We start from the raw sequence: 11,623 nt of genomic DNA, 5'->3' as shown, positions 1-11,623 counted from the left end.
GATTGCCCCCCTTGCGGCCGCGGTGAACCCTTCGCCGGACCTGCGAGATAGGTCACGGTCCGGGGCTGAAGCGGCGGGCCGTGGTGTCTACTGGAACTCATGCCCGAGCACGCGTCGATCCTCCAACTGACCGGTGTGACCGTCCTCGCCCTGGCCATGGGCGTCTGGATCGCCGGCCTGATACGCCTGTTGCGTGCCCCACGCGCCCCCCGTGCCCCACGCGGCGGGCACGGAGTACGGCACCGCGGCGCCCACCGCCGCCGCGACGTGCTGCGGGCACTGCCCCGCCAGCGCCAGGCGGGCCCCGCGCTGGAATCCGTCGACCTGACCCCGGCCGAACGCGACGCCTTCGCCGGTCTGGTACGCCAGTTCAGCGACGGCCGCTCTTAGGGCGCGTCGGTCGCGCAGGTCTCGTAGACAAAGGCCCCGTAGGCAAAGGCGCTGTCGGCAAAGGCGCTGTCGGCAAAGGCGCTGTCGGTAAAGAAGCCCACCGGCGTCGGCTTCGCGGCCTCAGCCCAGCGTCGCCGCCCGCCGCTCCATCGCCTCGCGTGCCGCCTCCTCCGACGCGTACACCTCGCACATGTGCCGCCCGTCCGGCGTCGCCGTGTGCTCGACCTCCCACAGGGACAGCTCACGTCCGTCACGGAGCAGGAACGCGTGCTCGTAGAGCGAGAAGCACAGCCTCATCTGGCCGGCCCGGCACGGGCGCCCGAAGGCCTGGGTGATCTGGTGCGCGAACGCCGAGCCGAGCAGCAGCGAGGCGAGGTCCGCGTCCGGCGGATCCGGGTTCTCCGCACGGCGCAGCAGCCGACGCGCGTGGTCCGCGGAGTTCTCGGGCAGGTAGGCGTGGCGCGGCTCGGGGATCGGCGACAACTGCACCAGCACCGGCAGTTCGAAGTCCGGGGCGTCCGGCGGCAGCGGCAGCCGGGCCGTGGCCGCCAGCAACTCCTCCTCGTCCACGTACACCTCGTGCTGCGGATGGCTGCCGGGCGCCGTGTTGTGCACCAGCTCCCACAGCGTGACCGCCGAGCCGTCGGCGAGCAGCCAGGTGTGCCGGTACGTCTCCCGGTGCAGCCCCGCGCTGTGGTGCGCGGAGTGCAGCGAACTGTCGTGCGCCAGCGCGCAGTCGAGCCGCCATATCGTCTCGTCGGGCAGCTCGAACGAGTTCAGCGCACGGCCGAGGAGTCGCGCGAGATGCTCCTCCGGAGACTCGGGCGACTCGGGTGGTTCGTACGCTGCTGTCTCGTACGGAACGCTCAAGGCTTCTCCCGGCGTTGCTGCATGTCACCTTGTGGGTGCATACCGTAGCCCCTCGGTCGGACATCGTGCCCACGAACCGAGAAAACGTGTGGACGGAAAACGGGCGGGCCATGCGGCAAGTTCCCGCACGGCCCGCCCGAACGTCCGCCCCGCCCCGAAGCGGCCCTCAATAAGCCCTGGTCAGACGGCACTTCCGGCGGTCCACGCGCTCCACGACATATTCCAGCCGTTCAGACCGTTGTCCGGCGCGACCGTCTTGTCGGGGGAGTTCTTCACCGTCACGACGTCCCCGACGAGCGAGTTGTCGTAGAACCACTTCGCGACCGTGTCGCCCTGCGCCCCCTGCACATCGGCGAGACCGACACAGCCGTGGCTGGTGCCCTGCCTGCCGAAGGGCGGGTTGCCGCGGTTGTACCAGTAGTTGCCGTGGATGAAGGTTCCGGAGCTCGTCAGACGCATCGCGTGCGGCACGTCCGGGATGTCGTACTCGCCGCCGTAACCGACCGTCGAGCCGTTCATCCGCGTCTGCGCGAACCTCTCGGAGATCACCATCTGCCCGTTGTACGTGGTGTGCTGCGGGCTGCCCGCCGAGATCGGGACCGACTTGACGGTCTTGCCGTCCCGCACCACTGTCATGGTCTGCGTACTGACATCGACCGTCGACACCTGGGAACGCCCGACGGTGAAGGTGACCGTCTTCTTCTGCACCCCGAAGACGCCGTTCGCGCCCTCGACCCCGTCCAGGTCGATCTTCATCGTGACCTTGGAACCGGCCTTCCAGTACGCCTCGGGCCGGAAGTCGAGCCGCTGCGCCCCGAACCAGTGCCCGACCACCCGCTGCCCGCTGCTCGAACTGACGGTGATGTGCGACTGCACGGCCTTCTTGTCGCCGATCACCTTGTCGAAGTTGAAGGAGACCGGCATCCCGACACCGACCGTGCTCCCGTTGTCGGGTGTGTACGTGCCGATGAAACTGTTGGCCGAATTGACCGTGGTGAAGATCGAGTTGGCGGCCGCGGTGCGGTTGCTCGCGTCCTTGGCGGTGGCGGAGATCTGGTACTTCACCCCGCGGTCCAACTGCTTGGCGGGCTTCCAGCTCTTCCCGTCCGCGGATATCGCCCCCGACACGGCCGTACCGGCGCCCGCCACCGTCATCTTCACATCGGTCAGCTTCCCGTCACTGACCTTCACACCGGTCGCGTTGATCGACGCGCCCGTCGAGCCGTCCTTCGCCGAAATGGTGATCTTCGCGGTGGACGTGTTGCCCGAGCCGCTGCCGCTCTTGCCGTCCCCCTTACCGACGTTGGCGTCGGCGCTGCCACCGCAGGCGGTGAGACTGAGAGCGCCGACCACGAGGGCGGCACAGGCCACCACTGCGCGCCGTGCTGCGATGTTCGGCGTTGCCACGGGCTTCTCCAGATGGTCGTGAGGGGCGGGACGGGCGTGCCGCGTGCTCCGCGCGGTACGCCGAGAAAGAGCGAACGCCGCGAGGAAGGGTTCCCACCGCTTCCGGTGAACGCCATCGCGTGACAGAACCGGGACAATCGCCCACCCCCTCGGAGGTCCTCCCCCGGGGGCCCCTCCCCCCTCCCCCCGCCGCTCCCTCCGGGCCCCCTCCCCTCCCCGCCCCCACCGCCCGACCACTACCGGCTCCCGTACAGCTCCCCGTACGAAGGCCACGTCCCGCCCGGACCGTCCGCCGACTCGGCCGCCCGTACTGCTCGGACGATCGCCCGCGTCACCACGTCCGCGCCCGCCGCCAGCACCTCGTTGAGCGCCAGGGGGCTGTCGGAGGGCAGCGGGTGGGCGCCGGTCGCCAGCGTGAACACCGTGTCGCCGTCGCTGAGCAGATGCACCGGCCGCACGGCCCGCGCGATCCCGTCGTGTGCCGTGCCCGCGAGCTTCTGCGCCTGCGCCTTGGTGAGCTCGGCGTCGGTGGCCACCACCGCGAGGGTGGTGTTCAGCGGAGGCGGCGCGTTCTTCGCGGCCGTCTCGGCCAGCCGCCGCCGGGCGGCCTCGTGGACCCCGTCCGCCGGATACACGACACGTCCCTGGAACAACTCCCCGTACAGCACCCCCGTTTCCGGATCCACCGTCGAACCCGCCGCGTTGGCCACCACCAGCGCGGCCACCGTGATTCCCGAGCCGAGCACCGTGCTCGCCGTGCCTACCCCGCCCTTGACCTGCCCGACCACCGCTCCCGTACCGGCGCCCACGCATCCCTCCGGCACGGGGGCGCCCGGCTCGCTCGCGGCGGCGGCCTCCACCGCGGCCCGCCCGGTGGCCGCGTCCGGCCGCGCCCGGAAGTCTCCGCCACGGCCCAGGTCGAACACACAGGCCGCCGGCACGACCGGCACGACATGCGCCGGGTCCGGGCCGACGCGCACTCCGCGCCGCTGCTCCTCCAGCCAGGCCATCACGCCCGACGCCGAGTCCAGCCCGTATGCGCTGCCGCCGGTCAGTACGACCGCCTCGACCCGCTGCACCAGATTGCGCGGGTCCAGCGCATCGGTCTCCTTGGTGCCGGGTCCGCCACCGCGTACGTCCACGGCCGCGACGGCGCCGCCCTCGGGGGCGAGTACGACCGTGGTCCCGGTGAGCCAACCGCCGCCGGTCCGCGTGGCGTGCCCCACGCGCAGGCCCGCGACATCTGTCAGAGCGTCAACTGTCATGGGGCCAGTCTTCCTGCGCCCCCGGCCTTCGTTATGCCGTTGTCGCCGCTCTGCCCTTCTGCCGCGCGGCCATGCGTACCGTCAGCATCACCCCGCTCGCCACCGCCCCCGCGGACACGATCCCCGCGCCGAGGACCGCCCACTCGCCCAGGAACGTGCACACGATCACCAGCAGCGCGGCCGTCGGCAGCACGAGTTGCTGGGCGATACCCACCTTGAAGTAACGGGAGTGCAGCACCCATACGGTGAGGAGGTAGAGCGCCGTCGGCAGGGTCACCGCGGCGGACGCGGTCAGTGTCGAGACGTGCGCCTTGCCGACCGCCTCCTCGACGGCGACCTCCAGTCCCGCGCCGATCGCCGCCGCCGAGCCGAAGATCAGGTAGTGCCCGTATCCCCACAGGAAGCTCTCCCTGTTGGACCGCAGATGGCCGTGGATCGGTACCACGAAGTAGATCCACCACGCGGCGAAGACGATCAACAGCCCGCCGATCGCGATGGGCAGCAGCTCGCCCAGCGCGTTGTGCTCGTCCACGGCCGACTTCACGGCGACCGTGGCCGCGGCGATCGTCTCGCCCAGCACGATGATCGTGAACAGGCCGAAGCGCTCGGCGATGTGATGCGGGTGCCAGGACGTCGTGAAGTCCTTCTCCGCGTACACCGGAACGCTCAGCTCGAGCAGCGCCATCACCAGGAAGACCCACGGGCGCGCGTGCTCCGGCAGGACCAGCAGGCCCAGCCAGCCGACCTGGCACAGGAACACGCCGCCCGCGTACCGCAGTGCCATGGTTCTCTCGGCTCCCCGGCCGGCCCGCGCCGCGCGCAGCCACTGCGCGATCATGGCGAACCGCATGATCGCGTAGCCGAGCCAGACGACCAGGAAGTCGTGCTCCTCGAACGCCTTCGACACCCCTGCCGCGAGTACCAGGACCCCGGCGATCTGCACCAGGGTGACGATCCGGTAGAGCGCGTCGTCGTTGTCGTAGGCGGAGGCGAACCAGCTGAAGTTCATCCACGCCCACCAGATGGCGAAGAAGATCATCGCGTAGTTGAGGATGCCCTGGCCCGAGTGCCCCGCGGCGACGGCGTGGACGAGCTGGACGCCCGCCTGGGCGATCGCCACGACGAAACACAGGTCGAAGAACAGCTCCAGCGGTGATGCGACGCGGTGGGCCTCGCCGCGTCCGCGGGCGGTCATGGGGCGCAGCGGGCTGAGCGGGGTCGGTCGGGCCGGGGGAGTGGGTTCCGCGGCCGACGGGGGAGGAGGGGACGAGGTCATGGGGCCAAGCACAGCAGAAGGACGCCGGGAAGTCGGCGTGTGCCCCGCCGATCGCCGGGCGCTCCGGCACCGGCTGACGTCCGGCCCCGTACTCTGGAGGCATGACTACCGCCCCCGAACCCAGTGTCCCCAAGGCCGCGCTGATCTTCGACGACCCGCTGAGCCAGCAGTCCTCGGACGACACGGACCGTGGGTGGGGCGAGCGGCCCGGCGTCGACAGCGACAGCGCGGCCGACCTGAAGCGCTTCCTCGACGAGAAGCCGCCCCACCACATCTGAGCGCGGGCCCGCACTCCCCGGGCCCTGGCCTTGGCGCCGGCCCGGATTCTCCTCGTCAGTCCTGGCTGTGTCCGGGCCCGCGCTGGGCCACCAGGGCGTCGCGTATCTCCTTGAGTACTTGCAGCTCGGTCACCTCGATCACCTCCTGCATGCCCGCCTTCGCCTTGCGACGGGCCTCCATGCGGGCCAGGTACTTGGACATCGGCAGGACCATCAGGAAGTAGACGACGGCCGCGGTGATCACGAAGCTGAGCGTCGAGCTGAGCACCGTGCCCCACATGATCGGTATGCCCTTGGTGACCGTGCCGTCCTTCGCCACCTGGCAGGGGGCCCTGAAGCACGAGCTGTACTTGTCGAGGTCCTTCGTGCCGAACGCGCCCACCAGGGGGTTGATGATCCCCTTCACCACCGAGTTGACGATGTTGGTGAAGGCGGCGCCGATGACCACCGCCACTGCCAGGTCGACGACGTTTCCGCGCATCAGGAAGGCCTTGAAGCCCGCCAGGACGCCCGTCTCCTTCTTCTCGCTCACCAGAGGGCCCCTCTACGCCTGCACAAGTTGTGGAACAAACAGCTCCGCAACCTACGTCAGGGAGTCCCGCGTCTGTCCAATCGGGTGACACCGAGAAGGAACCTGATACCCGGACGGCGAGGCCTTTCAGCAGGTTCGGCACAGGGTCACCGCCAGCCGTGAGGTCGTGCTCGCTCCGGCCAGTCGCGCCGCCGTTGCCCGGGGTACGGAGAGGACGACCAGGGCGCCGCTCTCGGCCATGCCCTCGCCGGTGTCCGGCACCTCGGTCACGCGGGCCGCGGTCGCCACCACCCGGGTCTCACCGCCGCTGTCCGCCGCGACCACGTCGATCCGGTCGCCGGGCCGCAGGAGCCGCACGGTGGCCGCGTCCGCGATCCGCACCGGTGCCGTGACCGTCCGGACCGTGCGCCCCCGCCGTACGGGGTCCGCCTCCGAGGCCGCGTGAGCGGGCGGGCCCGGGTCCGGGTGTCCGCGCGACCGTCCCGGGTCCTGCGGGCCCGCCGCCACCAGCGCGGCCGCCGTGACCGCCAGTCCCGCGGCCACGGCGCGCTGCCGGTGCCGCGCGAGACGGCGCAGTCGGTACCGCCCGCCGCGCACCCGCAGGGGAGCGAAGTGCGGCACCTCACAGGTCGGAGGCGCTTGTGTGCCGGGCGGGCGGGAGACGGGGGAGAAGTGGGTGTGCGAGAAGGGCTGAGCCATGGTGACCACCACCTGCGACGAGAGATCGGCTTGCGATCCCACGATGAGGCTTCGCGGCGGATCCTGCCGGAGCCCGTGGACTACCGACGAGTTGTGGACAACTCGCTCACCCGAACGGGAAGTTCCGCCCGCCCGAACCCCCTGCTACGCCCGCCCGAACCCCCTGCTACGGCAGCCCGAACCCCTGCTACGGCAGCTCGAACCCCGGATCCATGCCGCCGAGCGCCGTCGTGCACAGGCAGTCCCGCGCGTCGTTCGCCGGCAGGGCCGCCACCGCGTCGAACAGCACATCCCGCAGCCGGTCCACGTTCGAGGCGAACACCTTCAGGACGTCCTCGTGCGAGACGCCCTGACCGGTCTCGGCACCCGCGTCGAGGTCGGTGACCAGCGTCAGCGACGTGTAGCACAGCTCCAGTTCACGGGCGAGCGCGGCCTCGGGATGCCCGGTCATGCCCACCACGGACCAGCCCTGCGCCTGATGCCACAGTGATTCGGCGCGGGTGGAGAACCGCGGTCCCTCGACCACGACCAGCGTGCCGCCGTCCACCGGTTCCCAGTCGCGGCCGCGCGCCGCCGCCAGCGCGGCCTTGCGGCCGACGGGGCAGTACGGGTCGGCGAGCGAGACGTGCACGACGTTCGGCACGCTCCCGTCGGGCAGCGGCAGCCCGTCGAAGTACGTCTGGGCACGGGCCTTCGTACGGTCCACCATCTGGTCCGGCACGAGGAGTGTGCCGGGCCCGTACTGGGCGCGCAGGCCGCCCACCGCGCACGGTCCGAGCACCTGGCGCGCGCCGACGGAGCGCAGCGCCCACAGGTTGGCGCGGTAGTTGATGCGGTGCGGCGGCAGATGGTGGCCGCGGCCGTGGCGGGGGAGGAAGGCGACCCGCCGGCCGGCGATCTCGCCGAGGAAGAGGGAGTCGCTGGGCGGCCCGTACGGGGTGTCGATCTGGACCTCGGTCACATCGTCGAGGAAGGAGTAGAAGCCCGAGCCGCCGATGACACCGATCTCTGCGTTCGCCATGACCAGCACCCTAGCTGGCGCCGAAACACCGAAGACCCCGCCGTCGCAGGACGGCAGGGTCTCGGGAGAAAAGCCTTAGGCGGCGGTGCTGCCCGCCGACGAGGATCCCGTCGACGACGCCTTCGAGTCCGACGAGGACGTAGAGCTCGACGACTTCGAGTCCGACGACGCCTTCGAGTCGGACGACGACGAAGAACCCGACGACTTCGCGGACGAGGCCGGGCTGCTGCTCGAGGACGAGCCGCGGCTGTCGTTGCGGTAGAAACCGGAGCCCTTGAAGACGATGCCGACCGCGGAGAACACCTTCTTCAGGCGGCCGGCGCAGCTGGGGCACTCGGTCAGGGCATCGTCAGTGAACTTCTGCACCGCCTCGAGGCCCTCGCCGCACGCGGTGCACTGGTACTGGTAGGTCGGCACTTGTCTTCCTCCTGGCACTCTCACTCAGTGAGTGCTAACGACGGTCCATAGTGACGTATTCCCCGCGATCAGTCCACCGTCACCGGCACTCGGTGACCGACGCCACGTGCGACCGTGCGGCCCGCGGGCCGGTGCGCGAGCCGTGAACGCAAGCACACGAGGGTCGCGAGCGCCAGCACCGTACCGGCCATCGGGACCAGGAATCCGGCGCCGTCCCACAGCCGGTCCTCCAGCTGGCCGGCGACCGTGACGGCCGCCGCCTGGCCGAGCGCGACCGCGCCGGTCAGCCAGGTGAAGGCCTCGGTGCGCGCGGTCGCCGGGACCAGGTCCTCGACCAGCGTGTAGCCGGTGATCAGGGCGGGCGCGATGCACATGCCCACGAGGAGGCCGATTCCGGCGAGTACGACCACGGAGTGGGCGGTCCACAGGCCGGAGGCGGCCAGGGCGAGGGCCGCGTACCCGATGACCAGGCGGCGCTGCGGGGCGATCTTCCAGGCGATGGCGCCGCAGACGATGCCGGAGAGCATGTTGCCGGCCGCGAAGGTCCCGTACAGGACGCCGTTCAGGCCTGGCTCGCCGATCGACTCGGAGAACGCGGCGAGCGACACCTGCATGCCGCCGAAGACCGAGCCGATGCCCAGGAACGTCACGATCAGAACGCGCACTCCGGGGACGCGCAGGGCGGAGGCGTGCTCCACGCGCGCGTGCCGGTCGGGGGCGACAGCGGGCTGGGTGCTCTTCTGCGCCGCGAACAGCAGACCGCCGACGAGGGTCAGGGTGGCCTCGGTGAGCAGGCCCGCGGCCGGGTTCACGGCGGTGCACAGGGCGGTGGCCAGCAGCGGGCCGAGGACGAAGGTCAGCTCGTCGGTGACGGACTCGAAGGCGGCCGCGGTGGTCATCAGGGGCGAGTCCTGGAGCTTCACGCCCCACCGGGCACGCACCATGGGCCCGACCTGCGGCACCGAGGCGCCGGTCGGGACGGCGGCGGCGAACAGTGCCCACAAGGGGGCGCCGGTCAGCGCCAGCGCCGTCAGGGAGAGGCCCGCCAGGGTGTGCACCAGGACACCGGGGAGCAGGATCGCGCGCTGCCCGTGGCGGTCGGCGAGACGGCCGCTGTAGGGGGCGAACAGGGCCATGGAGACGCCGGTGGCGGCCGCCACGGCGCCGGCGGCCCCGTACGAGCCGGTGGTGTGCTGGACGAGGAGCACGATGGAGATGGTCAGCATCGCGAACGGCTGGCGTGCGGCGAAGCCGGGGAGCAGGAACGTCCAGGCGCCGCGGGTGCGCAGCAGCCGGCCGTATCCCGGGCGGGAGGAGTCCGGGGGCGGCGAGGTCTTCGACGTCCCGGAGGTGACCGTGGATGCCACGGCCCGTGCCTTTCTGCCGCCTGGTAGCGCGCCCGTGCGGGGGCGCCGAGAGCTGTCCTCTTGCGCGGAACTGCGGTAGATACCGGCGCCCACTGCGAGGGTGTCCCGGCCGCCATACGGTCGCGCCAGCTCTGCGTCAGGCAGAGTTGGTTCGATCTAGGTCTGCCTTCATCGTACAGGGGTCGGCTGCCGGTACACCTGTGAAAACGGGCACCATGGGGGCCGTAGCCTCCGATTACCGGAGGTGTGAACCGTGCGAAACGTGCCCGTAACGGCCTGCCCGACAGGCGGGCGGCCGCTCAAGCCCAGCGCGCGCTCAACGCCCCGGCCGGTCGTCCGGTGCCCCGGTGCCCAGCCATCCGGCCAGCTTGCCGCCCTGGCCCACGGCCCGCAGCCGTGCCTCCGCCGCGTCCCGGACGGGGTCGGTGGTCACGACCAGGAGTTCGTCGCCGCGGCGCAGCACCGTCGTCGGCAGCGGAACGAACGACTTCCCCTCCCGGACGACGAGGGTGACCGCGGCCCCCGCGGGCAGCCTCAGTTCGTTGGTCTCGACGCCGTGCATCTTCGACCCCTCGGGGATCGCGACGGACAGCAGATGGCCGCGCAGCCGCTCCAGGGGTGCCGACTCGATGCCCAGGTCGGCGGCCTGGCCGGCCGACGTGTCCAGGTGCAGCTTCCGGGCCAGCCAGGGCAGCGTCGGCCCCTGGACGAGGGTGTACGCGATGACCAGGACGAAGACGATGTTGAAGATGCGGCGGCTGTCCTCGACACCGTTCACCATGGGGATCGTCGCCAGGATGATGGGCACGGCGCCGCGCAGCCCGGCCCAGGACATCAGGACCTGCTCCTGCCATGGCACCCGGAACGGCGCCAGGCTGATCACGACGCTCAGCGGCCGCGCGACCATGGTCAGCACCAGGCCGATGAGGAGCGCGGGCCAGATGTCGTCCCCCAGGTCGTGCGGGGTGACCAGCAGACCGAGCAGGACGAACATGCCGATCTGGGCGATCCAGCCGAGTCCGTCGGCGAAGCCGCGCGTGGCGGGCCAGTGGGGCAGCTTGGCGTTGCCGAGCACCATGGAGGCCAGATACACGGCGAGGAAGCCGCTGCCGTGTGCGAGCGCTCCGGCCGCGTACGCGGTGACCGCGATGGCCATCACGGCGATGGGGTAGAGGCCGGAGGCGGGCAGCGCCACGTGCCGCAGGCCCCAGGAGCCGAGCCAGCCCACCGCGATGCCGATGGCCGCGCCGATGGCCAGCTCCAGGGCTATCTCGCCGAGCAGCGCGTACCAGTGCTCGACCGGCCCGGCCGTGGAGAAGGCGACGACGAGGATGACCACCGGAGCGTCGTTGAAGCCGGACTCGGCCTCCAGGACACCCGTCACGCGCGCGGGGAGGGGGATTTTCCGCAGGACCGAGAAGACCGCCGCCGCGTCCGTCGAGGACACCACCGCCCCGATGATGAGCGCCTGCCGCCACTCCAGACCGATCAGCCAGTGCGCGCCCGCGGCCGTGACACCGACGCTCACGGCGACGCCGGCCAACGCCATGGAGGAGGCGGCCGGGAGCGCCGGTCTGATCTCCTTCCACTTCGTGCCGAGACCGCCCTCGGTCAGGATCACGACCAGGGCCGCGTACCCGATGACCTGGGTCAGCTCGGCGTTGTTGAAGTGGATGTCGCCGACCCCGTCCTGGCCCATGGCGATGCCGATGCCCAGGTAGACGAGCAGGCTGGGGAGCCCGCTGCGTGACGAGATCCGAACCGCCGCCACCGCGATGAGCAGGACGAGCGAGCAGACGAGCAGGAGCTGGTTGAGGTGGTGGACAGTCAGCGGCTGTTCCCTTCTCGCCAATCGAGCGCTGCGATGTGAACGCTTCGATCCGAGCATGTGAATGCGATCCGAGCACGTGAGGCCGGTTCTACCGGTCACTTCACGGCAAGTACTTCGTTACCTTACCTAACTCTTGACGCTTTCTTGACACTCGAAGAGGCAAGATCGAACTCCCGTCCGCCTCGGTTACCGACTCCGCGTCAAGGCGCGGTTGGCCCTGCGCCTATGGTTGCTCCAGCGCTCAGTCAAATGCACAGCCCCGCCTGCCGC

Annotated in this window: 12 protein-coding genes; 2 read left to right on the top strand and 10 right to left on the bottom strand. The window is 70.8% G+C overall.

Annotated features, from left to right (window positions below):
- The first annotated feature begins 99 nt into the window (after positions 1–99).
- Positions 100–390 (top strand): hypothetical protein, encoded by a 291-nt coding sequence (locus tag GTY58_RS19240; RefSeq protein WP_010985118.1) that lies wholly within the window; start codon positions 100–102, stop codon positions 388–390.
- Positions 391–510: 120 nt separating this feature from the next.
- On the opposite strand, the gene GTY58_RS19235 is transcribed toward GTY58_RS19240, so the two are convergent.
- From GTY58_RS19235 to GTY58_RS19220, 4 genes are all read right to left on the bottom strand, one after another.
- Positions 511–1,260, bottom strand: a complete 750-nt coding sequence (locus GTY58_RS19235; protein ID WP_010985117.1) for a DUF6227 family protein — start codon at positions 1,258–1,260, stop codon at positions 511–513.
- Between the two features lie 180 nt (positions 1,261–1,440).
- A complete protein-coding gene (locus GTY58_RS19230) occupies positions 1,441–2,667 on the bottom strand; it encodes an Ig-like domain-containing protein (protein WP_010985116.1) in 1,227 nt (408 codons plus the stop codon).
- A 236-nt stretch (positions 2,668–2,903) separates the two neighbouring features.
- Positions 2,904–3,932: a P1 family peptidase gene (locus tag GTY58_RS19225; RefSeq protein WP_010985115.1), complete on the bottom strand. Its 1,029-nt coding sequence runs from the start codon at positions 3,930–3,932 to the stop codon at positions 2,904–2,906.
- A 31-nt stretch (positions 3,933–3,963) separates the two neighbouring features.
- Complete coding sequence (locus GTY58_RS19220) at positions 3,964–5,208, bottom strand: low temperature requirement protein A (protein ID WP_037644785.1); 1,245 nt, start codon at positions 5,206–5,208, stop codon at positions 3,964–3,966.
- Between the two features lie 101 nt (positions 5,209–5,309).
- On the opposite strand from GTY58_RS19220, the gene GTY58_RS39695 reads away from it, so the two are divergent.
- Positions 5,310–5,486: a hypothetical protein gene (locus tag GTY58_RS39695; RefSeq protein ID WP_010985113.1), complete on the top strand. Its 177-nt coding sequence runs from the start codon at positions 5,310–5,312 to the stop codon at positions 5,484–5,486.
- 55 nt (positions 5,487–5,541) lie between these two features.
- Here the strand turns inward: GTY58_RS39695 and mscL are convergent, their stop codons facing one another.
- From mscL to GTY58_RS19190, 6 genes are all read right to left on the bottom strand, one after another.
- Complete coding sequence (gene mscL, locus GTY58_RS19215) at positions 5,542–6,018, bottom strand: large conductance mechanosensitive channel protein MscL (protein WP_010985112.1); 477 nt, start codon at positions 6,016–6,018, stop codon at positions 5,542–5,544.
- A gap of 126 nt (positions 6,019–6,144) precedes the next feature.
- Positions 6,145–6,717 (bottom strand): hypothetical protein, encoded by a 573-nt coding sequence (locus GTY58_RS19210; RefSeq protein ID WP_037645130.1) that lies wholly within the window; start codon positions 6,715–6,717, stop codon positions 6,145–6,147.
- Between the two features lie 187 nt (positions 6,718–6,904).
- A complete protein-coding gene (locus GTY58_RS19205; protein ID WP_010985110.1) occupies positions 6,905–7,738 on the bottom strand; it encodes an S-methyl-5'-thioadenosine phosphorylase in 834 nt (277 codons plus the stop codon).
- 75 nt (positions 7,739–7,813) lie between these two features.
- Positions 7,814–8,155 carry an FmdB family zinc ribbon protein gene (locus GTY58_RS19200; protein WP_010985109.1) on the bottom strand — a complete coding sequence of 114 codons (342 nt, stop codon included), beginning with the start codon at positions 8,153–8,155 and terminating at the stop codon, positions 7,814–7,816.
- Between the two features lie 68 nt (positions 8,156–8,223).
- Positions 8,224–9,522 (bottom strand): MFS transporter, encoded by a 1,299-nt coding sequence (locus GTY58_RS19195; protein ID WP_010985108.1) that lies wholly within the window; start codon positions 9,520–9,522, stop codon positions 8,224–8,226.
- Between the two features lie 316 nt (positions 9,523–9,838).
- Positions 9,839–11,410 carry a potassium/proton antiporter gene (locus GTY58_RS19190; protein WP_010985107.1) on the bottom strand — a complete coding sequence of 524 codons (1,572 nt, stop codon included), beginning with the start codon at positions 11,408–11,410 and terminating at the stop codon, positions 9,839–9,841.
- Between the last annotated feature and the right edge of the window lie 213 nt (positions 11,411–11,623).

The sequence above is a fragment of the Streptomyces sp. SID5469 genome (assembly GCF_009862865.1).
Taxonomy (GTDB): Bacteria; Actinomycetota; Actinomycetes; order Streptomycetales; family Streptomycetaceae; genus Streptomyces; species Streptomyces avermitilis.
This window is presented reverse-complemented; position numbering and strand designations above follow the sequence as displayed.

Bases quoted from the DNA above. Each gene is read 5' to 3' on its own strand.
- GTY58_RS19240 (WP_010985118.1), top strand. From the start codon at position 100: ATGCCCGAGCACGCGTCGATCCTCCAACTGACCGGTGTGACCGTCCTC.
- GTY58_RS39695 (WP_010985113.1), top strand. From the start codon at position 5,310: ATGACTACCGCCCCCGAACCCAGTGTCCCCAAGGCCGCGCTGATCTTC.
- GTY58_RS19205 (WP_010985110.1), bottom strand. From the start codon at position 7,738: ATGGCGAACGCAGAGATCGGTGTCATCGGCGGCTCGGGCTTCTACTCC.
- GTY58_RS19210 (WP_037645130.1), bottom strand. From the start codon at position 6,717: ATGGCTCAGCCCTTCTCGCACACCCACTTCTCCCCCGTCTCCCGCCCG.
- GTY58_RS19225 (WP_010985115.1), bottom strand. From the start codon at position 3,932: ATGACAGTTGACGCTCTGACAGATGTCGCGGGCCTGCGCGTGGGGCAC.
- GTY58_RS19220 (WP_037644785.1), bottom strand. From the start codon at position 5,208: ATGACCTCGTCCCCTCCTCCCCCGTCGGCCGCGGAACCCACTCCCCCG.
- GTY58_RS19190 (WP_010985107.1), bottom strand. From the start codon at position 11,410: ATGCTCGGATCGAAGCGTTCACATCGCAGCGCTCGATTGGCGAGAAGG.